General features: G+C 48.0%; 22 protein-coding genes. 15 read left to right on the top strand and 7 right to left on the bottom strand.

Annotated elements, in window-relative coordinates; genetic code table 11:
• Both ACXAH1_RS12050 and ACXAH1_RS12055 read right to left on the bottom strand, forming a co-directional pair.
• Window positions 1-1002: a 4-hydroxyproline epimerase gene (locus ACXAH1_RS12050; RefSeq protein ID WP_475196945.1), complete on the bottom strand. Its 1002-nt coding sequence runs from the start codon at window positions 1000-1002 to the stop codon at window positions 1-3.
• Window positions 1003-1006: 4 nt separating this feature from the next.
• Window positions 1007-1921: a dihydrodipicolinate synthase family protein gene (locus ACXAH1_RS12055; RefSeq protein ID WP_253044362.1), complete on the bottom strand. Its 915-nt coding sequence runs from the start codon at window positions 1919-1921 to the stop codon at window positions 1007-1009.
• A gap of 203 nt (window positions 1922-2124) precedes the next feature.
• Here ACXAH1_RS12055 and ACXAH1_RS12060 point away from each other — a divergent pair, with 203 nt between their 5' ends.
• From ACXAH1_RS12060 to ACXAH1_RS12070, 3 genes are all read left to right on the top strand, one after another.
• The gene (locus ACXAH1_RS12060) at window positions 2125-3390 is read left to right on the top strand and encodes an NAD(P)/FAD-dependent oxidoreductase (RefSeq protein ID WP_475196948.1); all 1266 of its coding nucleotides are present in this window, start codon (window positions 2125-2127) and stop codon (window positions 3388-3390) included.
• A 22-nt stretch (window positions 3391-3412) separates the two neighbouring features.
• Entirely contained in the window at window positions 3413-4627 is a 1215-nt protein-coding gene (locus ACXAH1_RS12065; RefSeq protein WP_475196950.1) for a M24 family metallopeptidase, read from the top strand.
• Window positions 4628-4985: 358 nt separating this feature from the next.
• Window positions 4986-5189, top strand: coding sequence for a hypothetical protein (locus ACXAH1_RS12070; RefSeq protein WP_253044360.1), 204 nt, complete (start codon window positions 4986-4988; stop codon window positions 5187-5189).
• Window positions 5190-5248: 59 nt separating this feature from the next.
• On the opposite strand, the gene ACXAH1_RS12075 is transcribed toward ACXAH1_RS12070, so the two are convergent.
• The gene (locus ACXAH1_RS12075) at window positions 5249-6481 is read right to left on the bottom strand and encodes a carbohydrate porin (protein ID WP_475196952.1); all 1233 of its coding nucleotides are present in this window, start codon (window positions 6479-6481) and stop codon (window positions 5249-5251) included.
• 443 nt (window positions 6482-6924) lie between these two features.
• Here ACXAH1_RS12075 and ACXAH1_RS12080 point away from each other — a divergent pair, with 443 nt between their 5' ends.
• From ACXAH1_RS12080 to ACXAH1_RS12130, 11 genes are all read left to right on the top strand, one after another.
• Complete coding sequence (locus ACXAH1_RS12080) at window positions 6925-8061, top strand: PQQ-dependent sugar dehydrogenase (protein ID WP_475196954.1); 1137 nt, start codon at window positions 6925-6927, stop codon at window positions 8059-8061.
• A 251-nt stretch (window positions 8062-8312) separates the two neighbouring features.
• Entirely contained in the window at window positions 8313-9245 is a 933-nt protein-coding gene (locus tag ACXAH1_RS12085; protein WP_475197101.1) for an ADP-ribosylglycohydrolase family protein, read from the top strand.
• Window positions 9246-9548: 303 nt separating this feature from the next.
• Window positions 9549-10019, top strand: a complete 471-nt coding sequence (locus ACXAH1_RS12090) for a DUF3291 domain-containing protein (RefSeq protein WP_475196956.1) — start codon at window positions 9549-9551, stop codon at window positions 10017-10019.
• 52 nt (window positions 10020-10071) lie between these two features.
• Window positions 10072-10608, top strand: a complete 537-nt coding sequence (locus tag ACXAH1_RS12095) for a DUF1697 domain-containing protein (RefSeq protein WP_475196958.1) — start codon at window positions 10072-10074, stop codon at window positions 10606-10608.
• Window positions 10609-10817: 209 nt separating this feature from the next.
• On the top strand, window positions 10818-11117 hold the full coding sequence (locus ACXAH1_RS12100; RefSeq protein WP_475196960.1) for a DUF3088 family protein: 300 nt from the start codon (window positions 10818-10820) through the stop codon (window positions 11115-11117).
• A gap of 112 nt (window positions 11118-11229) precedes the next feature.
• A complete protein-coding gene (locus ACXAH1_RS12105; protein WP_475196961.1) occupies window positions 11230-11661 on the top strand; it encodes a GNAT family N-acetyltransferase in 432 nt (143 codons plus the stop codon).
• 192 nt (window positions 11662-11853) lie between these two features.
• Window positions 11854-12225, top strand: a complete 372-nt coding sequence (locus ACXAH1_RS12110; RefSeq protein ID WP_475196963.1) for a VOC family protein — start codon at window positions 11854-11856, stop codon at window positions 12223-12225.
• A gap of 179 nt (window positions 12226-12404) precedes the next feature.
• Window positions 12405-12704 (top strand): antibiotic biosynthesis monooxygenase family protein, encoded by a 300-nt coding sequence (locus ACXAH1_RS12115; RefSeq protein WP_138552649.1) that lies wholly within the window; start codon window positions 12405-12407, stop codon window positions 12702-12704.
• A gap of 48 nt (window positions 12705-12752) precedes the next feature.
• The gene (locus ACXAH1_RS12120) at window positions 12753-13529 is read left to right on the top strand and encodes an alpha/beta fold hydrolase (protein WP_475196965.1); all 777 of its coding nucleotides are present in this window, start codon (window positions 12753-12755) and stop codon (window positions 13527-13529) included.
• Between the two features lie 30 nt (window positions 13530-13559).
• The gene (locus ACXAH1_RS12125; RefSeq protein WP_475196967.1) at window positions 13560-14543 is read left to right on the top strand and encodes a S66 family peptidase; all 984 of its coding nucleotides are present in this window, start codon (window positions 13560-13562) and stop codon (window positions 14541-14543) included.
• The gene (locus ACXAH1_RS12130) at window positions 14543-15265 is read left to right on the top strand and encodes a hypothetical protein (protein ID WP_475196969.1); all 723 of its coding nucleotides are present in this window, start codon (window positions 14543-14545) and stop codon (window positions 15263-15265) included. The genes ACXAH1_RS12125 and ACXAH1_RS12130 overlap by 1 nt, the downstream gene beginning before the upstream one ends.
• On the opposite strand, the gene ACXAH1_RS12135 is transcribed toward ACXAH1_RS12130, so the two are convergent.
• The 3 genes from ACXAH1_RS12135 to ACXAH1_RS12145 all read right to left on the bottom strand — a co-directional run bounded on the left by ACXAH1_RS12135 (window position 15210) and on the right by ACXAH1_RS12145 (window position 19901).
• Complete coding sequence (locus ACXAH1_RS12135; RefSeq protein WP_475196970.1) at window positions 15210-16337, bottom strand: helix-turn-helix domain-containing protein; 1128 nt, start codon at window positions 16335-16337, stop codon at window positions 15210-15212. The genes ACXAH1_RS12130 and ACXAH1_RS12135 overlap by 56 nt on opposite strands.
• A 402-nt stretch (window positions 16338-16739) precedes the next feature.
• Window positions 16740-18017, bottom strand: coding sequence for a Xaa-Pro dipeptidase (locus ACXAH1_RS12140; protein ID WP_475196971.1), 1278 nt, complete (start codon window positions 18015-18017; stop codon window positions 16740-16742).
• A 105-nt stretch (window positions 18018-18122) separates the two neighbouring features.
• Window positions 18123-19901 (bottom strand): MFS transporter, encoded by a 1779-nt coding sequence (locus ACXAH1_RS12145; RefSeq protein ID WP_475196972.1) that lies wholly within the window; start codon window positions 19899-19901, stop codon window positions 18123-18125.
• Between the two features lie 66 nt (window positions 19902-19967).
• Here ACXAH1_RS12145 and ACXAH1_RS12150 point away from each other — a divergent pair, with 66 nt between their 5' ends.
• Window positions 19968-22370, top strand: coding sequence for a hypothetical protein (locus tag ACXAH1_RS12150; RefSeq protein ID WP_475196974.1), 2403 nt, complete (start codon window positions 19968-19970; stop codon window positions 22368-22370).
• A gap of 39 nt (window positions 22371-22409) precedes the next feature.
• On the opposite strand, the gene ACXAH1_RS12155 is transcribed toward ACXAH1_RS12150, so the two are convergent.
• A complete protein-coding gene (locus ACXAH1_RS12155) occupies window positions 22410-22916 on the bottom strand; it encodes a type II secretion system protein GspG (RefSeq protein WP_475196976.1) in 507 nt (168 codons plus the stop codon).
• Window positions 22917-22923: the final 7 nt, after the last annotated feature.

Raw genomic sequence — 22923 nt, forward strand, 5'->3', positions numbered from 1 at the left:
TTAAAGCACCTGAAACCCGAATGCGTATGGGTCGTCGTCATCCACGGTAATACAGTTATGCCCTGTCACACGGGCCCAACCCTGAATGCTGGGCAATATGGCACTGTGACCGGCGATTTCTGTGGTGCCCTCGATGCGACCAATAAACTGGCTGCCAATGTAGCTTTCGTGAATAAAGTCCTCGCCACTTTGCAGTGCGCCTTTTGCAAACAGCTGAGCCATACGCGCACTGGTACCGGTGCCACACGGAGAGCGATCTATCGCTTTGTCACCATAAAACACCGCGTTGGCGGCACTGGAATCAGGCTGTTTGGGGTCACCTGTCCACAACACATGAGAGGCACCGCATACCGTCGGATCGAGTGGATGTACACAGGCAATCTGCGCATTGACGGCATCACGGACTTTAGGGCTCATCGCCAGCAGCTCAGCGGCGCTCGTCGCATGCGTGCCTTTAAAATTGCCCTGAGGTTCAACAATTATGTAAAAATTCCCCCCATAGGCAATGTCGATCTGCAGCTCCCCTATTCCGGGAACTGAGACCACCTCATTCCTGTGTGCCAAGAATGCGGGAACATTAAACAGCTTGACCCATTCCACCTTGCCATCGCGCATCGAATAATAAGCGTCGACCCGCCCGGCAGGGGTATCTAACCTGAGACGTCCTGGCTCTTTTGGTGTTACCAGCCCCTGCTGCAGCGCAAATGTCACGGTACCTATGGTGCCGTGCCCGCACATGGGCAAACAGCCAGAGGTTTCGATGAACAAAATAGCTACGTCACCGTCTGCTGTGGTAGGTGGATACAAGAATGACCCCGACATCATGTCGTGCCCTCTGGGCTCAAACATCAGTGCACGACGGATCCAGTCAAATTCGGCCAAAAAGTGCTGGCGTTTATCACTCATGGTCGCGCCTTGAAGCTGTGGATGTCCACTGGTTACCAGCCGTACCGGGTTGCCACAGGTGTGCCCGTCAATGCAGAAAAATGTTCCCTTATTCATAGGCTTAATCCAGATTAAACTTGCTTAAATCAATCCGGTTAGTCAGTGCCTCATCATACAAACGACGAACATAGGCTTTCTCATCTTCGGTCAGCGGTAAACGCGGAGAGCGAGTCACTTCACTGCCGCGTCCAGCCAGTTGCTCTGCATATTTGATGCACTGTACCAAAGTTGGGATAGTGTCCAGACGTAGCAAAGGCAAGAACCAGCGCCACAGCTCACGCGCTTCTTCGTAACGGCCCTGCTGAGCCAGCTTGTAGATAGCAACGGATTCACGGGGAAATACATTTGTCAGGCCAGAGATCCACCCGGTTGCACCCAGCATTAAACTTTCCAGTGCGATATCATCTACCCCGCCGAACACCACATAGCGATCACCAAAGGCCGAGAACAATTCGCTGATCCGGCGAGTGTCTTCTGTTGCTTCCTTCACAGACACGATATTGGCTTCTTCAGCAAGGGTTTTCATGCCTTCAATTGAGACATCCACGCCATAAGTCACCGGGTTGTTGTATATCATGACAGGCAAGGTGGTGTTGCGTGCAACCTGCTGATAATGGTGGATGGCCTCTCGCTCTGTAGAACGATAAACCATGCCAGGCAGTACCATGTAACCGTCAACACCGATTTCTTCAGCGTCGCGCACAAACTCAACAGCCAGTGCTGTGGTCGTTTCGGCCACACCCGAAATAACGGGTACTCGTCCTGCAACCACTTCTTTTGCTGCACGCAATACATCGCGTTTTTCCTCAGCACGTAGCGAGCAGTTTTCACCCACTGTGCCTAATACAATAATACCGTGCACCCCTTCTTCAATCAGGGTGTTGATCATCGCTTTGGTGGTGTCAAAGTTGATGCTTTCGTCGTCATTAAACTGGGTCGTTACTGCGGGATAAACACCCTGCCAATCTACTTTCATGATAAGTCCTCTGCTTAGTTTGTGCTTGCCATCATAGGTATATTGTATACAATAATCAATATCCAAATTTAAGAAAATTGCCAGAACGTCAAAAATTGCGGCACACAAATTAGTAAACCAATGAAAACTATACGGTTTATTTTTTGGTTAGCTTTACAGTGGCATCTGGTTGATAACATGCAATCTGACAAACGAGAATAACAATGACACATTCACTTCAAATTGCAGTTGTGGGAGCTGGTGTAATTGGCTTGTGTAATGCCTTACAACTCGCCCGTCAGGGACACAGTGTCACGCTGTATGACCCGGCAGGTATTGGTGAGCAATGTTCGCGAGGTAATGCCGGTCACTTCGCAACCGAGCAAGTATTTCCGTTGGCTGACAAGGCCCTGCTGCCTCGCTTACCCATGATGCTGCTCGATAAGCTCAGTCCCCTGCGCATTGATCACAAATACTTTATTAAAGCACTTCCCTGGCTGAGCCGCTTTTGCCTGAATATGCTGCCGGGCCGGTTTAAACGCCATACCCAGGCTTTGCGGGCACTAAACGAAGCAGCCTTACCGGCGTTCAGGCAGCTTTTGCAGGAGGACTTTGAGAACAACATCAGCCTGCGTGGCAGCCTGCTGACCTTTGAACATGACAGAATCAAAGAGATCCGCGCCATACAGCATAAATACCAGCAACAAGGGGTTGCCGTTGAGTTGCTGGACCGCACGCAACTCTTTGCGCTGGAGCCAGGCCTGAGTCGCAGTATTCACTACGCGCTGTACTTTACCGAAGTGGGCCATACCTCCGACCCTTATCAGCTAAGTCAGGCTTTATTTGAGCAGTTTACAGCACTGGGAGGAACCTTCGTTAAGTCCGAAGTATGTGCAATCACCCCCCAGGGTGAGTGTTCAAGCAGCCCTGACCTGGCTCAGGTAAAGCTAACCACACTGACACAAGGTTGCCGCACTTTTGACCGGCTTGTATTGGCCACCGGGGCATGGAGCAAAACTCTGTGTGCTCAGCTTGGCTATAAACTCCCAATCGAAGCAGAGCGTGGTTACCACACTATGCTATCGGTCTCCTGTGGCCTGAGCCGCCCGGTGGCCTCTGCCGATCGCCAGTTTATCATGACCCCCATGCAACATGGTCTGCGTCTGGCAGGGACCGTGGAGTTTGCAGGCCTGAACACCCGCCCTAATTATGAGCGTGCAGAGATGTTACTGACCCATGCCCGGGCCATACTCATGGACAACAACACTTTGCAACAGGGCGAACACTGGATGGGACCGCGGCCCTCACTGCCCGACTCTTTGCCGGTGATAGGACAAGCTCCGCATCATCCGAGCATTTACTTTGCCCTGGGACATCAGCATCTGGGCCTGACTCAGGCCGCAATCACCAGTGAGCTCATCGCACAGTGCATTGCAAATCAACCAACAACGCTGGATATTGGCCCCTACAGTATTGCGCGTTTTCAATAACGAAAAATAAACAGGAATCATTATGAAAGGCATAGGTTACCAAAATCGTGAAGCCGCACTGGCCGCACTGACAGATATGACGCAGGATGTGGTTGCTATTAAACCCGAGGAGTATTTGCATCGCATAGAAACAGCGCAAGCCTATATGCGTCAGCACAAAATAGCAGCTGTTTATCTGAATGCTGGCACCAATTTAAAGTATTTTACGGGTTTACAGTGGTATCCGAGCGAGCGTATGGTCGGCGCCATTTTGCCAGCGCAAGGCGAAATACAATTTATAGTACCGTTTTTCGAAGTCGGTTCGGTCAAGGACTATCAGGTGATAGAAGGCCCTATGCATACCTGGCAGGAAGAGCAGTCCCCCTACAGCCTGTTGACCAAGGTGCTGACTGATCTGGGCATTTCACCGGATGCGACGCTGGGCATTGATGAAAGCGCCGCTTTTTTTATCGCCGATGGCATTCGTCAGGCCGGATCGGCGCTCAACCTGATCAACGCCAAGTGCGTCACGGCCCACTGTCGCATGCATAAGTCTGACTCAGAACTGGCCCTTATCCAGCGGGCAATGGACATGACGCTCGCAGTGCACAAAGCAGCGGCCTCGATACTTCATGAAGGGATCACCACCACGGAGGTGGAAGCCTTTATCAATGAAGCGCACCGTAAAGTGGGGGCAACCGGCAGTTATTTTTGCATTGTGTTATTTGGCACAGCCACCTCTTTTCCGCATGGTGTAAAAGACCCACAGACGCTAAAACAGGGCGATGTTGTATTAATAGATACTGGCTGTAAGCTCCATGGCTATCTGAGTGATATTACCCGGACCTATGTATTCGGTGAACCAACAGCACATCAACGCACCATGTGGCAACACGAAAAAAATGCCCAGCTCGCCGCATTCGAGGCCGCGCAAATTGGCACTCCTTGTGGCGATGTCGATTTTGCCGCACGCAGCTATCTCGCAGCACAAGAACTGGGACCGGATTATCAGTTACCTGGCTGTCCACACCGAACCGGTCATGGTATTGGTCTGGACATTCATGAATGGCCGTATCTGGTAAAAGACAATCCGCAGCCGCTGGCGGCCGGTATGTGCTTTTCTAATGAACCTATGCTGGTCCTTCCGGGTGAATTTGGCATCCGACTGGAAGATCATTTTTATATGACGCCGAACGGACCAAAGTGGTTTACCCAACCTGCACATTCAATCGACGATCCATTTGGGTTAAGTAACTAATCAACTTCAGGCGCCGTGCTCCAAACGGCGCCGCCATAAACCAACCTATTTTAATCAATACACGTCTTCGCACTCAACACAGGTTCACTTCAAATGGCATTGAGCGATTAAACACAAATAAAAACAATGCGTCATGGTAAATGATTTTCCCAATCACTTTGTGAGTCGACCAACTTTCCGTGAAATACTCACTCAAAAATATACTACTGCTTTGTATTCATTGAATATACTTTTATTTAGTAAAAATATTTGACCAATTAAATTGTATGCGATTAAATACAGTGGGCGGCGCACCCAATCAACCCAAAAAAAGACGCTGCCCGAGACGATTACATACCCATATCAACAAGGAATTATCATGAAACTAAAGGTTAAAAAGACCCAACTAAAACGTTTATCGGATAAACACGCTGGATTGGCAAAGCACGCCACACCTCAGGTTGCTGGCGGTCAGCAAGCTGCGTCTATTTCTGCAGGCGTGTTATGTGTGATTACATCGCTGGTGGACTGCTCGCAGCAGTGCTCAAAACTGGCTTGCTCTGGGGATTACTGCAAGCTGTAATTCAGTCTGCACGGCACAACCTCTGAGCTGAATACTCAGAGGTTCAGTAGTGTTCGGGATTAGAAGTAATAGCCTACATTGATGTTAAAACGGCGCTCAAAACCCTCACTGTCACCTACAAGCGTGCCACCAACAAAAGGTTGATTTTTGGCATGTACCAAATCGACATAGGCAAATACAGGGCCTGCCGCCACAGCCATACCGGTGATGTTCATCCAGGTGTTTGCGCTGTCATCAGATTTGCCATGCATCAAGCCAAAGTCATTATAAACGGTCAGCTCAGTTAGCGGTCCAAACTCAACCTGCCAGTCATAGGACACGCCCATAGTCGTCGACGAAGCCTTTGCCGCTATGGTGTCGTACATCGCATTTGCAGCAACCGCAATCTGGGTAAATTCATCGACCTGATAATCATACTCGGTGTGTTGAAAATGGACATACCACTGATGATATCGATTAGACGCATGCATAGCCCAGGCGTGATAATTGCCGGCCCGGGAGATGCCATTGTCCAGACCGCCATGCAGTGCTGAGAATCCGATCTGGGTAGTACCAAAAGCGTGATCCAGCTGATATGCAAAGCGCCCTGCGAGAGTGTTATACTCAGCCAGCTTTTGTTCAGGCGTGTCGTAAACGCCCTCACCCGCAGTGCGCAGACCAACGATATCCACCGAGTACCGGTCTTTGCGATCTTCCGCCGCACCATCTATGCCACCGTGGTCGTCGTTTTTGAAAAAAGCCAGATCCAGTTGCCAGTTATCCTGCATAGTACGCTTAAACACCAGACCTAAATCGTAGTCTTCTTCCAGGCCAACAAAATAATTGGGTGTCATAAAGTAGCTGTGTGATGCAACCGGCGTATTACCAAATGGTACGGGAGCCAGGCCGAGCTGAGCCTGCCACTGCGGCGTGATGTCGTAGTCCAGATAGGCATACTTCACAACGCGCATGTAGTCATGAAATCGCACTTCCGCATTGATACCGATATCAGCAATCTTACCTGACAAATTAATACGAGCCAGGTCAAAGTCGATGTCACCACCACGACGCTCACTGTCCTGATCGTAGGAGTTCATACCATAGTTAAAGCGAATAGCACCGCCTACCTTTACGCCCTGCTCAGCAGGTTTATTGTCTGCTTCTTGTTGTGCTTCAAGCTGTACCACTTTTTGCTGCAAATGAACAAGTTCACGTTTAAGCGTATCTAACTCTGTCGCATTAATATTAAAGGAGGCAGAGCCAATGATCAGGGAGCTCGAAAGCAAAATAGTATGTCGGGAACTAAATGACATAAAGACACATTCCGGGGTAAAGCTAAAAAATTCGCGCAAGCCTATATGACAACGCTGACACGTTCAAATTAAAGAATTTCGCCCGAATGTAAGGGATGTAAAACACTGTGCAATGGAGGTTTCAGTTTGTAAATTCTGTAGTGAAAATGCAGTTATGCTGTTTTATCTTCTTACCTAAAACATCAAGAGAACCAAGAAGAATAAAACTAATTATCAATTACTTATATACCCCTCGTGAGATACCGCCCTCATTAAAGTTAGCGAATAGTTACCAGTAAACGGTTTATTGGCAATTCTGAGCCCTTTTTAGCCCAGAAGAATTGATCGAACAATTTTCACCCGCTCTGACCGCTGGCAACCTGCCGCTTACCGCACCCGGTGACATTTTTGACCAAAACGCGCTAATCTGTGATCCTCTTTCTGTCGACTTAAGTTGAGCAAGCATGAAGAAAACATTAAACAACATTGCATTAAGCTTATTTTTTATCTCTGCCCAGAGCATCCAGGCGGTCGAGCCACAAACGATTCCGGTTGCAAAGAGCGCTGATAACTATCAACTGGAACTGGTTGCGAGGGGTATTCAGATCCCCTGGGGAATGGTGTGGCTAAACGACAAAGAGCTGCTGGTCACCGACAGATCGGGGCAACTTCGCCTGATCAAAGAGGGCAAGCTGGTCGACAAACCGATCGAAGGTGTGCCAGAGGTACATGCTGAGCGCCAGGGTGGCCTGCTGGATATCGAGATAGACCCTGACTATAGCGAAAACGGTTGGATCTATTTTTCTTATTCCGGCTTTGAAGGCGAAGAAAAAGGCAGCAATACGTCTATCATGCGTGCTCGCCTCAAAGATATGAAGCTGGTTGATAAACAGTTAATATTTGATGGTTTTCCAAATACCAAGCCTTCTTTTCATTTCGGCTCTCGCATTGAATTCGACAAAGATGGCTACCTGTACTTTTCGATTGGAGACAGGGGCAACCGGGACGTGCACCCGCAGCGCTTAGATCATGATGCAGGTAAAATTCATCGTATCAATGCCGACGGCACTATCCCCGATTCAAACCCATTTGCAAAACAAAAGGATGCGCGTAAAAGTGTGTATTCCTATGGCCACCGCAACCCGCAGGGTATGGCTATGCACCCCAAAACGGGCGAGATCTGGACCCATGAGCATGGCCCTCGGGGCGGCGATGAGATCAATATCATCAAGCCGGGCTTGAACTACGGCTGGCCTGTGATCACCTACGGAATTAACTATAACGGAACAAAGATCACCGACGAAACCACCCGAGATGGCATGCAACAACCTGACTGGGTATGGGTTCCTTCTATCGCACCATCCGGTATGGAATTTATTACCAGCGACAAATACCCGCAATGGCAAGGCCATCTGGTTGTCGGTTCAATGAAGTTCGCCCATCTGGTACTGGTTGAACTTGACGGCAATAAAGTGGTTGGTCACAGTAAGATCTTCGAAGGCGCCGGCCGTGTGCGCAGCATAGCGACCCACCCCAACGGTGATCTTTACCTGGGAATAGATGGCAGCGGGATCTATAAAGTGATACCCAAAACCAAGTAGCCAGCCATACCCTCATCCCGGCCACCGAGCCGGGATTTTGTTTTAATTACAGTGCACCTACCAGCGAAGGTAGTGACCTACGTCCGCCACTTTTTATCGCTATGTTGGCGTAAGGCTTGCCACTCATTACATAAGACTTTGCTAAAAGGTTATTTTACAACAGCATCAAATAGACGAGGCTAAGGCCTAGGTATTTGTGGATTTAATCCCCATATAGATTAGGGGATTCGCGTTGGTTGGAAGTAAATTTGATGCAGGGACAAAGAGATAACTTACAAGATAGAGTCATTGGCTCACTAGTTGGTCTAGCGTGCGGCGATGCTGTAGGGACTACATTGGAATTTGCAACCAAGGGAACATTTAAACCATTAACAGATATGATTGGCGGTGGCCCATTTAACCTCAATAAAGGGCAATGGACTGATGATACGTCAATGGCACTGTGTCTCGCCCATAGCCTGCTAGAAAAACAAGGATTTGATGCAAAAGATCAAATGGAGCGCTACTGCAAATGGCATAACCATGGTTACATGAGCAGCACTGGCACGTGTTTTGATACTGGTATGACAGTATCCCGTGCCTTGCGACAGTACCAGATCACTAACATCCCGTTCAGTGGCGCCACAGACAAATACTCGTCAGGCAATGGTTCAATCATGAGATTGGCACCTATTCCGATTTACTACCTCTCAGATATCAGCACTTGCATGCTATATGCACAAGAAAGCTCTCGTACTACGCATGGCTCCCCACTATGTCTGGATGCATGCAGGCTGTTTAGCTTCCTTATCCACAAAGCGTTCACGTCTCAGTGTAAAAATGACATCTTCGAACAGATACCCGGTCACTTCTGTAGCGAACTGGACCCAGTGACCACTTTTCACTTTAAGGAGCTGGATTACTCGATGCTGACGGGTAGTGGCTATGTCATCGACAGCCTGATATCCGCTCTTTGGTGCTTTTACCATAGTAATAATTTTAAGGAATCTATATTACTTGCTGCGAATATTGGCAATGATGCCGACACAACGGCAGCAATATGTGGTCAAATTGCCGGCGCATTTTATGGATTTAATGGTATTCCAGCAGATTGGCGAGAATCCATTACAATGGCCCCTGATATAAAACAACTCGCCTCAGATCTATATAAAGCAGGAATAAATAATGGTGCTTTTGCCAGTTAGACCAAAGTGCCTTCCAGCTCTTTGTTTTTGAATTCGCATAATAAACCAGCAACTGCAGACTATACTGAATGCAATAAACGCAAACATTGGCGCATTTGAACGGTGCTGATCCCGAATAGTTCGTCGGCCAAGTGCAACCCACTTTATTGTCTTGCTTAACAATCCTACAAAAACAGTATTGGTATGGCCCCAAAATATTCGCCCTTGTGTTCCTGAAAAACAACCTTATATCCTCCATTGGTCGTGAATAAAAAAACATCAACCGCCACATTAAGGCTTACAGGAACCTCAAGGAGCACGCACATGAAATTGGCCCAGTTAAATATAGCTAAAGCAAAATACCCGCTGGATGCCCCCGAGATAAAAGATTTTGTCGACAACTTAGAGCTGGTCAATGGTATTGCTGAAGACAGTGAGGGATTTGTCTGGCGTCTGAAAGACGAATCGGGCGACGCTACTCACATTCAGATGTTTGACGACCCCAGTATTATTGTCAATATGTCGGTGTGGGAGTCGGTTGATGCGCTTAAAAACTTCATGTTCCGGACCCACCATCGTGACTTTATGCGCAGAAAAGGCGAATGGTTTCATCGCCTGGCCGAAGATACCTATGTGCTATGGTGGATTGAGGAAGATCATATCCCGACGCAAGAAGAAGCATTGGCGCGTCTGATGCACTTGAGACAAGAGGGAGATACTCCCTATGCCTTTACATTTAAGACTAACTTCACAGCATCGGAAGCGGCTATTTACTCCAGGGATGCACGGGGTTAGCATGCATTGGGGTATGCCATTTAAAAACAATAAGTAAAAAAGGATCAATCGTATGAAATATGTGTGCCTGATGCGTGGAATTAACGTCAGCGGCCAGCGTAAAGTAAACATGAAAACGCTCTGTACGCAACTCGCTGAACTTGGGATGGATAATGTCAGCTATTATCTGCAATCTGGTAATCTGCTCTTTGACACCTCGCTGACCAGTTCAGAGATCAAAGCCACGATCACACAATTGCTTGGTGATGCCTACGACTATCAGGATGTCGATTTGTTCCTGTTTAACTTTGATGCACTGCAAGCCATTTACGATGAGATGCCTACATTTGTTTCTGATCAGGATGTAAGTAAAAGCCATTTTACCTTCCTCAATGACATACCTGACACCAAACTGACTGAGCAGATGGACGACCAAGCCTTCTTGCCAGATCAATACCGTCTCTGTGGCACTATGGTTTACGTTTATTGCCCCAACGGGTATGGCAGAACTAAAATACACACCAATTTTTTTGAGCGCAAACTTAAGGTCAGAGCCACCACCAGAAACCACAAAACAGTTGCTACCTTGTTGGATAAACTCAGCAGCTAACAGGCGCCACAAAACTGACTCTCCTTTAACAAGACTGGATTGGCTAGCTGGTCGTGTTGGCTAAGTTGCTCACCTACATCGACTGTTTAATCCATGAGTAATAGATCATGGATGCAAGACCTAACTCGTCATTCGTCGAATAAACAGACACTTTTGACATTAGTTGATGTACTCTGTCCCCGAAATAAAACCTTTTGTAAGGAGTTTAGGTGAAACCCATTTTGTTTGTACTCAGCATGCCCTTTGAAGATGGGCCCGGAAAAATGTGGATATGCTCCCACTGTGCCATGATTGAAGGTGCACTGACTGTAAACCCTCACTGGGCAGACAAAGTGGATGTACGTCGCGTTGATTTTGCGAAACCAAGAAAACCTGTAGTTGAACTTCTTGGCGAGGACAATCAGTGGTTGCCTGTGCTTATTTTGGACGATGAGCAAACGCTCACACAACCTGAAGCAATCATTAATTATCTGGCAGAAGCCTTTGGAGGCGCAGCGGTGCATCCTTAACTATGCCTTATTTAGCCTGTTCCCCGCACTCAATGTTTAAATACTCGATAAAAACATGCAGCTGTTACGGCAGGTATCACACTGTGAAATTGAAACTTTAAGGAAAAACCATATGACCGTAATTATCAGAGAAGCGCAGGCACCAGACTCAGAGGCAATTCACCAAGTCTCTGGCCATTTGGGTTATACCGAATTAACTCCCTCAGAGGCATACGAAAACCTGAATGCACTACTCAACTCTCCTCAGGACAAGCTCTATGTTGCAGAGCGCAATGGCCTAATCGTGGGCTGGGTACATGTATTCTACGCACGAAGACTGGCATCTGACAGCTTCTATGAAATCGGAGGGCTAATAGTATCTCCTGACGCTCAAGGACAAGGAATAGGCCGAAAGCTGGTTAACCATGTGCGTACGCAACACCGGGGTACAGTCAGAGTTAGGTGCAACATGCTAAGAAAAGATGCACATCGCTTTTACGAGTCGATTGGGTTTAACAATATCAAAGGTCAGTTCGTTTTTCAGGCAGACGCCATAAGGGAGTAATAGCTTAATTACCGCCCGGATATTCACCAAAAAGTAAAATAATACTGCCAAATTAAAGTAACGCTCAGGTACATATGACGCAATGGTATGTCTGACGAGAAAACAGCTAAGTATGTGATCACATAGCTTAGGATAAAAGTATGGCACAAACGTGCCATACTAAATTGACCCTTTAAAAAGCGGAAAAAAGAAATGCCACAGAACAACCCAGTTGGATATTTTGAAATTCCAGTCACAGATCTGGATCGCGCGATGGCGTTTTACCACGCCGTATTTGGTTTTCAGTTCGAACATGCCGTCATCGATGGGCATGATATGGCACTATTCCCATCTAATGCTCAGGCAAGCGGCATAACCGGTGCACTGGTTACAGGAGACAGTTATGTGCCATCTAAAGCGGGCACGCGGCTGTATTTTCATACCGATGACATCGATGCAACACTGGCTAAGGTGCTGTCTCTGGGAGGTAAAACCCTCTACCCTAAAACATCCGTTTGCGGATTTGGCTGGGTTGCGGAGTTTGAAGATTCTGAAGGAAACTGTATCGCCCTGCATGCCGAGTAACCTGTTTCGTGCCAAATTTAGAGCGCCCTGTGACACACTCTGTCAGCAGATATAGGCACACCTACAAAAAATGCGAGCACATCAATACGCCTGATGATAGTCTGAAAACTCAAAGATATAACCAATATCAGTGTCAATATTACGCTAGTATGAGCAGGCTAACTCAGGGAGACATACCTATGTTTAGGGTAATTTATCGGTGGCAAGTACCCACTGAAAATATCGCCGAGTTTCAGGCAACATGGCGCGCGACAACGGATGCAATTCACGAGTCCGTTCAGGGTGCGCTGGGCAGCTTTATGCTACAAAGCTCTGATGACCCAAATAAAGTGCTAACTATAGCCAAATGGCGTTCGCGTGCAGATTGGGTACATTTTTGGGATAACAGCAACCCCGAACAAATGCATAAGATGCGCCTGTTGGCTGAGCGAATTTCCGTTGAAACCTTTGACGAAGTGGAAGATCGAACCCACTCATAAAACTGTTCACAAGCTACAGTATCAATACCCCACATAAAGGACTCTATCATGACAAAACAGTCAGCCTATGCAGATATCAATGGCATATCGATTCACTATGAGCAAAGTGGTAATCCGGACGGTTTTCCTCTGGTCATGCTGCACGGAGGTTTGGGCTCAACCCGGGATCTGGATGTACTCACTGAGTATCTGGTTACTCATTTCCGACTGATATCCATTGACTTGCGAGGCCAGGGAAAATCAAGCCTGGGCAATGTACCTTTGAGCTATGCACAATACCAAAACGACGTGCAAGCATTGCTTGATTGGCTGGATATTTCACGCTACTTTCTGTTTGGTTTCAGCGATGGCGGGATAGTCGCCTATCGTCTGGCGGCGCAAAACCCGGCTCAGGTTACTCGATTGCTGACACTGGGATCATCCTGGCGTCTGGAAGAAGGTGATCCGGCGGTTGAAACACTGCGCGGCCTAACCGTTGAAATGTGGACTGAGCTGTTTCCTGAGGGAGTCGCTTATTATCAGGCATCGAACCCAGCCCCGAACTTTCCTGCCCTGGTTGAGGCAGTAAAAACGCTCTGGCTTGATACCAGGGAGTCTGGCTACCCTTGTGATTTGGTGGCACAAATTGATTGCCCTACCCTGATCATGCGAGGCGACAATGACTTTCTTTTTTCTCTGGAAGAGGCCGTTGCACTCAAAGCGCGTATTAAAGACGTCAGCTTTGCAAATATTCCCTTCACCACCCATGCCGCTCATCAGGAGTTACCGGCGCTGGTCGGCCCCATCATCCAGCAGTTTTTTCTGCAACCAAATCAGACACCCTAACATGCAGTGTAATCAGGTATAAGGAAACATATGAACGAATATAAAAAACGGGCACGCATTGTATCCCCCAGCAGATCTGCTGAGATCTTGTCCCGAGAAACAACGGCCACCGCCATTGAAACACTGGCTGGGCTGGGTATCCATTGCGACTTTGCCCCCCATTACATACACCGAGAAGTTACAACAGCCCAGTTGATACTCGATAAAGCAAAAGATTTGAATGACGCCTTTGCAGACCCAGAAGTTGCGCTCATTTTAAGTACCATTGGCGGCCACAACGCAAACAGGACGCTCGACCATCTAAACTGGGACATACTCCGGGATAACCCAAAGCCGCTTTGCGGATACTCCGACATCACCGTACTGCTCAACGCTATTTATGCCATAACAGGCCAGATTACTTATCTGGGTCCGCATTTTTCCTCTTTTGGCATGCAACAGGGTTTGGAATTTACCCTCAGACATTTTGAGCTCGCCTTACTGGGTGGCACGGACTATGCGCTTAGCGCCAGCGAGTTTTGGTCTGATGATCTTTGGTTTATCGATCAAACCAGCCGCACTTTTATACCCAACCCGGGCCCCATCATTGTCAACAAAGGGACGTGTGAAGGCACCATTTTGGGTGGCAACCTTTGCTCATTCAATTTATTGCAGGGTACCCGTTACATGCCAGATTTAACCGGAGCGGTTTTATTTGTCGAAGAAGATAACCTGCTGGGTGACCTGACCCTGACGGAATTTGAACGCAACCTGCAATCTTTGTTGTCTCATCATGGCGCTGAGCATATTGCCGGTTTAGTGGTCGGACGCTTTCAAGCCGACAGCAAAGTAGACCTTAACGACCTGACAGAGCTCCTGAGTAGTTTTGAGCAACTGACATCTTGCCCAGTCGTGTGCAATCTCGACTTTGGTCATACAACACCTATTTTCACCGTTCCCATTGGCGGACAATGCACGCTCAAGGCATTGGATGGTAAAGTAACCATAAATATCCATACACGGCAAAACAACTAATGGGTTGGGTAATCGATTATAAATATCCGTCACAGACGCAGACCCCTGACTTACCCTTTGCATTCTATATAACCTGGCTTTGGGTCATTGGGCTGATAATTTTGCTGGGGTTTATCCCCAGTTATATTCTGCAGTTTTCATCACTGACTACGATGCATCACTGGCACGGCGCTTTGTCCTTTGTCTGGGTGGCCGGTATGCTCAGCCAGGCAACGCTGGTTTACCAAAAGCACTTGATACCGCACCGAACACTTGGATACTGCCTTGCTTTTGTCTTGCTGGCTTTTATTGTCTCAACGGTGGTTTTATACACCACCGTATACCTGGAACGTATCACCACCAGCGTTATATTCAGGTTGGTGTTGAGTCTTGATATTGCCCTTTTCCCGCTCTTCGCATTCTTTATGTATCGGGCAATTTTCAGCGCCGGCCCTTCACACAAACACGCACACTGGATACTGCTTGCATCTGTAATGCTGCTGCCTCCGGGACTTGGTCGCCTGATCCATGGTCTGTTTTTCTTTCCGTTTGATTTACCTCCCAGGTATTTCTATGAGCCGACCGTGATTATCACAGGGTTAATCCTATACAGAATCGGTCAAGCGCAAAGCTGGCAATTCAAAAGCACCAGAGTATGTTTAGTGGCATTTATTTCAGCTGTTCTAATCAGTTATGCTGTTGCTTACGATATAACGAAGGAGTCAATCCCGTGGCTTTCTTAAACGCGGTGTTAAAGGTCGACTTAGAGTTAAAACCCACTTCAAACTGAATGCTCGACACCTGCATGTCTGTTTCTTTGAGTAATTTTTCAGCTTGTGATATTCGATAGCGATTTACAAACTGGAAGAAGTTGGTCTGCATTAATTGAGACAGAGTTTCTGAAATGTGATTTTCGCTTACGCCAATTGCACTGGAAAGTTTATTCAAAGACAAATCCTCTTCCATAAACAATTGCTCTTCTTCCATCGCTTTTTCCAGTTTAGCCGAAATACGTTGCATTCTATCCAGGCTTACTGTCGATGTACGAGGCTGCCGGGCTCTCGGCTCTCCTTTGTCGGCCGGAGTCAAAATCGGTTGTTTAAGTGCCAGACAGGCGAAGGCAAGTAGTACGCAAGCCTCAAAAATGGGTAGTATCACCCCCTGCCCAAACCAGCGCCAACCCAAGAACACCGAAATGTAACCGGTGGCATAACACAGCCAAACCAAGCCCCACAGCAATAAGATGACGGCAAACCAACTGATTGAACGCGACTCAATGTCAGAAAAACGCTCCATTAATTGCTGCCGGTGACGGGTATGAAGTTTTAAAGCGCTAATAAAATAAACCGCTGTGTACAAAACAAAGATCTGCGTTGAGGCAAAGCAAGAGAATAAAGCCAGCTTGTAGTGCTGAGGATCTCGGGTTGCCGGGTCCGCCAGTGCCAGTTTCTCAGCAGAGCTCAGGCCGGACACAAACGGTGCCATCACCGCCATCACCAAAATCGGGCCAGATAGCGCCCATGCATAAGTCCGTTTCGAAAATTCAGGATTAGGAGACATGGTCGCACAAGCGTAAAAATACAGTGCCGGACCTAACAGTACACGGACGGGAAACTGCGCGCCCACCAGCCACGGTACGTAACGATATGCACCGGAATACACCACCAGTTCACCGCACACATGAACTATCAGTAAGGCGAGTAACGCTATCAGGTAAGTAGTTTGTCTCTGCCGGGGTTTATTAACCGCCTGCAACAACGCCAGAAGCAGCATGCCCAGCATACTGGAGTAGATCAGCGTGCCTAACACACTCATTTAAGCTCTCTCAAAAACATAAAAACGACAAGTGGTAGCATATTGGAAACAGCTAAGGGGGGCAACCAGCGAGCTGAAATAGACGCCATGTTATTCAAGGCGAATTGAAAAACTATCAGGTCGCATTGCGGGGTTCTGTACTGCCGTGATTATGGTGGTGTTTTTCGTCCACCCCGTTGCCATGATTGGCTCTTCCATAAGTGTGGTCTTGTTGCAGTTACATATTGGCGCTTACCTGTGGATGCTGGCACTCATGCTACCATTGCTCATCTTGTATCCACTCAATGCAAAAAAACAGCCTCACAACACAGCGTCTTAACTTGTTAGTTCGCCCTTTGGAGTATGGTTAAGCGGCCTGCGGGTAAAACCGCACAGGCCGCTTTCAATTGGGCGTAATTAAATTTACTGACGTTTATCCACTTCCACTTTGCCGTCTTTGATTACCAGGGTCACGGTTTCCATCACCTGAATATCTTTTAACGGGTTACCCGGTACAGCAATGATATCAGCCAGCTTACCCGCTTCCAGAGAACCGAGCTTGTCCTGCATCTCTAACAAGGTCGCAGAATTGATAGTCGCGGCCTGAAGCGCCTGAAGCTCATTCATGCCAAATTTGACCATACGGCTAAATTGTTTGCCGTTTTGACCATGAGGGTACACTCCACCGTCTGAGCCAAACACCATGTTCACACCGGCCTTAACGGCTTTCGTAAAACTGGCTCGTTGAGTGCCGCCAACTTTTCGTTCTTTATCCAGGCTTTCGGGTAAAATACCGGCTTTTTCTCCCTCACTCAGGATATATTCGGTATTGTAAATATCCATTGAGAAATAAGTACCATGTTGCTTGGCAAGCTTGATAGCTTCATCATCCAAAAAACTAACATGTTCAACTGAATCCACCCCGGCACGGATAGCTGACTTAATGCCATCTGTTCCATGCGCATGAGCAGCCACGGTTAGGCCACGTAAATGCACTTCTGCTACCAGCGCCTGCATTTCCTCAAACGAATATTGCTGTGCACCCACTTTAGTGCCTTTGGATAATACACCTCCAGTTGCACAGAACTTAATTACGTCCACACCATATTTGATGTTTTCACGCACCTTTTGTCTGACTGCCCAGGGGCCGTCGGCCACCCCTTCCGCTACCACCTTGTGCTCGTGGGTAAACAGGTTATTGTCGCAGTGACCGCCCGTTATCCCCAGCGCCGGACCCGATGCGAAGATGCGAGGTCCTGGTACATCACCATCATAGATGGCATCACGCAGCGCCAGATCAGCATAGCCGCCAGCGCCCAGGTTACGCACAGACGTAAACCCTGCTGCAAGCGTGCGCTTGGCGTTACGCACTCCTGTGATTGCCGAGCGCGGTGCAGTACGCTGCAAGCGCTTGTAACCATGAACTTGTGCATCACCGGTAAGATGCACATGCATATCAAACAACCCCGGCAACAGTGTATGGCCTTTGAGATCAATCACAGTGGCATCTTCTGGGTAGGCTTTACGGTTGCTTCGCGATACCGACACGATTGTGTTGTCTTCGACTACCACAGTGGCGGGCCGGATGAGTTTTCCTGTGTTAACATCCAGTGCAGCGTCGGCATTGAGTACCAATGTGTCGGCAAAGGCATTGCCACAGGCCATAAGCACTGCGGCGCTGATCAGAGTTGTTTTCAACATATTCGCTTCTTTTTTGTAGTAATTAGTCGACTCAGTCTAGTCATGGCAAGACTACAAAGGCAACCTAAGTGCGACCAACTTCGCCAAACGTCGGAACAAACAGCGTTATAAAGCGGTTTGTTCCTCTACTGAGACCTGCTGTAAAGGCTTTTGAATCAAAAAACGGTTAAACAGGTATAAAGCAATAGCCGTCACCAGTGCCAATACACCAAACAACCCCCACATTAGGTCAGGTCGGCCATCTTGCTGGACCAAGGTGGCATAACTCCACCCAGATAAGAAGCCGGCAAACAAAAAGCCCAGAGCCATAGACACAAAATAGTAGCCCATATACAAGGCGGCCTGTGAAGGCGGAGCGATACTGGCTACGTACTCCTGACTTTTAGGTGAGGTCAGCATTTCTCCCAATGCAATTAACAAGATCACTGTAACCATTAATGCCCCACTCGTTGCTGTCAGCTCTATAGCCATGAGTGAAAAGGCCCCAAACATAACAACCAGTCCTGCTGTCAGTACATAAAACGGCTTTATCCGCTGACACAAATAACTAACCAGGATCTGGAGCAATACAATGGCTGCGAAATCCAGGTTGATCAAATACTCGGGATTAATTTGTCGATATTCAAGCAGCGCGAGCGTGGTCTGTTGCAACTTTGCGCTCGTCAGTGTCTCTGACGCTTTCAAATCAGCCATCAGGGTTGTCAATTCGTGGGTTGGTACATTTACTTTAAGGTGAACCCACTCCAAACGCAGGGCTTCAACGGCTGGTACAGTGCCCGCTTGTAATTGTGAATGTAATACCTGAACCGCATTTTGTAGCTGCGCGCTATCTACATATGCAAAGAAAGCAACGACATCCTCGCCAAAAAAGGCTATAAAGTTCAGTAAATCTCGGGTATCTACATAGTCACGGATAAACAAAGGCAAGGTATAAAACAGCTGATTGTACACTGTCCAGAACCCAGCAAGAATAGCCAGATACACTGCAAATCGCATATTACTGATCCTCATGGGTTGTGCCCACCAGACAGCTTTCTTCTGCGTGACTCTGCGGGCGGTCTGATCCCAAATCACATTAATAACCACCCAGAGCCCAATGAGTGAAAACGCTTCAATATAGCTGAGGGCCTCGATTCCTGAACACATCAAGAGCACCACGGCGACTAACAACGTCAACGCAAAACGGCCATTACCAAGCACGGACTGAGCTTCTCGCAAAACATCACGAAGCGACACTTTCTCACGCTTAAGGCTCGGCGGATCACGGTAGAACCACAATACAGGAATAAAATTCAGCAAGATCCAGCATGCCGACATCATAAACACAGCATCCCAGCTTATCGCCCTGAGCGCTCCAGCAAGCAAAGGCCCAAGAAAACCGCCAATATTAACCATGGTATAGAAAATGCCAAACCCAAGGCCGCGATTGCTATCGTTAGTGCTGTGAGAAATAGTGCCAACTACCACAGGCTTGAAGCAAGCAGCCCCCAGGGCAACCAGGCTTAGTGCAGCAAAAAACGGCCAAAAGCTTTGCGCCTGACCCAGTAAAAAGTACCCCGGAGCCATAATGGCGAATGACAGCAAAAACATTTTTCGATAGCCAAGCTGATCGCCCAGTGCGCCAGTCAGTACCGGCAAAAGATAGAGAAAAAACGGGATGATCCCTTGTACCGCGCCGCGCTCAAGATCGGTAAATCCGACCCCGCCCTGAGCACTGGGCGTGGTCATATACACAGAAGACACCGCAAAAAAGCCATACCAGGCTAACCGCTCAAATATTTCCATGAGGTTAGCGACATAAAATGCACGGCTAAACCCTGATTCAGAAGCATCTGCACTTTGCCTCCCTGTATCTCGTTGTCCGGTTGATGTATTTATCGACATTGACTTGGATCCTATTGATTATTATTGTATACAATATACATAAAACACCTATAAGAGAAAGTCAAAATGTTACGATTGAGTTTAATTGCGCTGGCACTCCTGAGCGGCTGCCAGTCGTTAGAAAAACCACCTCAGAGTCAGGTGGATCGAGTTTCTGGCCAGATAGAACAGACAATCCCGAGCCCAGCCCAGATGCGTGTGGATATTGACGTAGCGGGCAGAACCAGCACGCTTAATCACATTGACATTACCTATGTCGGTAAACAAATACCGCGTACATACAGCGATGGCAAGATAACCAATAGCCGAGGCTATAACTGGTGGGTCAGCAAACATTTTGCGCTCAAAAGCGATTTGAGCGAGGAAAAAGTCCGCCTCTATCTCGAGCTATTGGAAATGTCTTACCCCCACTACGTTGAGCTGTTTGGTATGGCACCCGCGAACATTGATAATCAGCGCATTGCTGTCGTCTACGGCAGCTCTCGTGAGCGTGTACGTGAAGCCATGCTGGACGACGGTTTTTTGCGTGGCGTACACAAAACAGCCGGGGGCGAAACCATGTATTACAACCGTGCCGGATACAGTTTTCCAAGCCACCGACATCACCATCAACGCTATATTGTGATCCACGAAACTATGCACGCTTTTCATATGGCGCTCAATGGTCATGCAACCTGGGCACCAAGCTGGATCACCGAAGGCATGGCCGACGCAATCGCGAGCCACACCTATGACAGCGACAAAAAACAGCTCAGAGTCATGGTATTCGACCGTGCCCCTATGAACTACCAGATCATGGGACTGGCGCAGTATCATAAGAATGGACAACCCAGCTTTGAGCAGATCAATGATGACCCACAATTGCGCCGTGGCCTTAACTTTTTCATCGTGCATTTTTTGTTAAGTGACCCACTGCGCTATCAGTACTTTAAACGCTACCTGCGCACCCTGATGGCATTGAACCCAGATTCTGACGCTACCTTGCCAACCGCCAATGCCTTACTGAAAACCACCTTTTCAGACTGGCCACAGCTGGAGCACGACTTTGCCAAGTTCGTTCAAACAGCAAAGCCGAGCTTTTATATTGTACGAGGTCCCTGGGAGCAAAATGGCCCGGGCTACTGGCTGCGCAGCAACGATGAAAAAGCCCTTCAACGCTTAGATATTACGCCGTTTCGTAGCACACGCCACCCGGTACTGGATTTCCCCGCACCTCAGCCACACCCTGCAATCAACCCGGTCAGCAAAGATTCTTTCGCGGCCTTATTAACACTGCAACCTGAACAACGGACCCGAGGTGAAATTGGGATAGGCTTGCTAACCAAGCTTAGCAATGACAGCCTTGCACAACGAGCTGGATTGACTGAAAAAGCTGATTTTACTCAGGACCAGATGTTGCAAGTGCTACTGAATGATGGCACGCGACTATCAGTCATTGACACTACCAGCGGCACCACACAGGAGGTTGCACTCACGCCGGCAATTCTCAGCAGTGTAGAACAAACCTTGCAACTGGGTCTCAATCTGCGCACAACCAGTTCAGGGCTGGAAGTTGAGATTAAATCAGCTAACAGCACACAAAAGGTTGCCTTTACAGTACCTGACAACGTATTGAGTGCAATCGACTTCCAACAGGTCGCCCTGCTGGGTCGCAACATGAATCACACTGTTACGCCATATCTGTATAGTCATACCTATGAAGTACCAGACCTTGAGATAGTCACAGCTAACCCCTGGTATTTTGCAGGCGCAGATTTGGCACACAGAGCCTTCAATACCTGTGTCGCATTTTCGGCTCAACTGCCGAATTGTATGGCCACACTGGACACTCAGCTGGCAAAACAAACCAATCAAAGCCTGCACTCAGCACTGAACCGAAACTTACAAAACATGCTCGAAAGTTGGCAACAACAGCTCTCTGATGATGCGTTGTATGCGCTCAGTGGTATCGAACTCTCGTTGCGGTTTGACGGTGACGTGCCTTTTATTTCGGTAAACAACCCCAGTCAGCAAACTGCCGACATTAAGCTTCAAAGCGGAAAATCTTACTCTTTAACGCCGGGAAGACACAAACTGCCGTTGTCGGTAACTCAGAGCCAGGCAGGCTACACCCTGAGCTGGCAGGGCCTAACACAAACGGGTCAAATCACTTTGGAAAATCAGCAATTTGATGGCGTGTATTTGAATGCCCAGCTCAGCAAAGGCAACTCGGATCTGCAGATAAGTCTGACCGGACCCTATTCCGGAGACACACATGGCAAACTGTCGGTGCAATTTCTTCCCTACCAGAGCCCGGCAGCTCAACCAGCACTTTGGCAGCAGGACGTCACCCTATCTCCATACGAAAAAAAGCGCTGGCAACCGCACTTACGCCAGCCTGAAAAGCTCAAAAACGGGGTACTGAAGGTTGTCGCTGTATTGGACGTCGATGGAGAGCCCATCAAACTGGTGGAAAGCTTTAAACTCTAGAAAGACCAGGAGTGCAGATAAGCTTTATTTGCACTCTTGTTAATAGTGATGAGCAACACCCGAGTAAATTTTGGTGCAAACAGGTGCAGCTTCTTTAGGTAGCTTAGCTAAAACGGCCTCAATATGTGAGGTTAACTCCGGGTTATCTGTATGCTGATTTAGGAGGTAGCATAAGTCCTGACCTCCTTCTGCACCACCAGGTAAGGAATCAGCCCCCAAATCCCAAAGTAAAATAAGGCGCTCTTCAAGGTTAAAGTAATAATAGTCGTTCCCCCACCTATTCTGGGGCAGTGTAGATATAAATTTCCCCTGATGTCCATGGGTGTGTGCAGAGGTCAGATGCGCAAGCCCTTCCCTATTAGTTGGATATTGGCCGGTTTGTAACTTATGCATGCTTAATGCATCACCCAGTTGTCGAAAATGCAGCTGGCTGGTATCGCGTTTACAGTCGATTTTATTGATAAACTCAGGCATCAAAAACCCGACGAAGCATAGTGAAGCCAGTAACATCACTCCACTGATTTTTACAGTTCTCTTTAAACCCATAAAGCAC

Source organism: Pseudoalteromonas sp. AWH4_217 (genome assembly GCF_056161105.1).

What these genes read in the sequence shown, in the direction of transcription:
- ACXAH1_RS12145 (WP_475196972.1), bottom strand. Translation starts at nt 19,901, where the DNA reads ATGTCGATAAATACATCAACCGGACAACGAGATACAGGGAGGCAAAGT.
- ACXAH1_RS12075 (WP_475196952.1), bottom strand. Translation starts at nt 6,481, where the DNA reads ATGTCATTTAGTTCCCGACATACTATTTTGCTTTCGAGCTCCCTGATC.
- ACXAH1_RS12120 (WP_475196965.1), top strand. Translation starts at nt 12,753, where the DNA reads ATGACAAAACAGTCAGCCTATGCAGATATCAATGGCATATCGATTCAC.
- ACXAH1_RS12095 (WP_475196958.1), top strand. Translation starts at nt 10,072, where the DNA reads ATGAAATATGTGTGCCTGATGCGTGGAATTAACGTCAGCGGCCAGCGT.
- ACXAH1_RS12155 (WP_475196976.1), bottom strand. Translation starts at nt 22,916, where the DNA reads ATGGGTTTAAAGAGAACTGTAAAAATCAGTGGAGTGATGTTACTGGCT.
- ACXAH1_RS12065 (WP_475196950.1), top strand. Translation starts at nt 3,413, where the DNA reads ATGAAAGGCATAGGTTACCAAAATCGTGAAGCCGCACTGGCCGCACTG.
- ACXAH1_RS12135 (WP_475196970.1), bottom strand. Translation starts at nt 16,337, where the DNA reads ATGAGTGTGTTAGGCACGCTGATCTACTCCAGTATGCTGGGCATGCTG.
- ACXAH1_RS12060 (WP_475196948.1), top strand. Translation starts at nt 2,125, where the DNA reads ATGACACATTCACTTCAAATTGCAGTTGTGGGAGCTGGTGTAATTGGC.
- ACXAH1_RS12130 (WP_475196969.1), top strand. Translation starts at nt 14,543, where the DNA reads ATGGGTTGGGTAATCGATTATAAATATCCGTCACAGACGCAGACCCCT.
- ACXAH1_RS12150 (WP_475196974.1), top strand. Translation starts at nt 19,968, where the DNA reads ATGTTACGATTGAGTTTAATTGCGCTGGCACTCCTGAGCGGCTGCCAG.
- ACXAH1_RS12070 (WP_253044360.1), top strand. Translation starts at nt 4,986, where the DNA reads ATGAAACTAAAGGTTAAAAAGACCCAACTAAAACGTTTATCGGATAAA.
- ACXAH1_RS12140 (WP_475196971.1), bottom strand. Translation starts at nt 18,017, where the DNA reads ATGTTGAAAACAACTCTGATCAGCGCCGCAGTGCTTATGGCCTGTGGC.
- ACXAH1_RS12105 (WP_475196961.1), top strand. Translation starts at nt 11,230, where the DNA reads ATGACCGTAATTATCAGAGAAGCGCAGGCACCAGACTCAGAGGCAATT.
- ACXAH1_RS12090 (WP_475196956.1), top strand. Translation starts at nt 9,549, where the DNA reads ATGAAATTGGCCCAGTTAAATATAGCTAAAGCAAAATACCCGCTGGAT.
- ACXAH1_RS12115 (WP_138552649.1), top strand. Translation starts at nt 12,405, where the DNA reads ATGTTTAGGGTAATTTATCGGTGGCAAGTACCCACTGAAAATATCGCC.
- ACXAH1_RS12110 (WP_475196963.1), top strand. Translation starts at nt 11,854, where the DNA reads ATGCCACAGAACAACCCAGTTGGATATTTTGAAATTCCAGTCACAGAT.
- ACXAH1_RS12050 (WP_475196945.1), bottom strand. Translation starts at nt 1,002, where the DNA reads ATGAATAAGGGAACATTTTTCTGCATTGACGGGCACACCTGTGGCAAC.
- ACXAH1_RS12055 (WP_253044362.1), bottom strand. Translation starts at nt 1,921, where the DNA reads ATGAAAGTAGATTGGCAGGGTGTTTATCCCGCAGTAACGACCCAGTTT.
- ACXAH1_RS12085 (WP_475197101.1), top strand. Translation starts at nt 8,313, where the DNA reads ATGCAGGGACAAAGAGATAACTTACAAGATAGAGTCATTGGCTCACTA.
- ACXAH1_RS12125 (WP_475196967.1), top strand. Translation starts at nt 13,560, where the DNA reads ATGAACGAATATAAAAAACGGGCACGCATTGTATCCCCCAGCAGATCT.
- ACXAH1_RS12080 (WP_475196954.1), top strand. Translation starts at nt 6,925, where the DNA reads ATGAAGAAAACATTAAACAACATTGCATTAAGCTTATTTTTTATCTCT.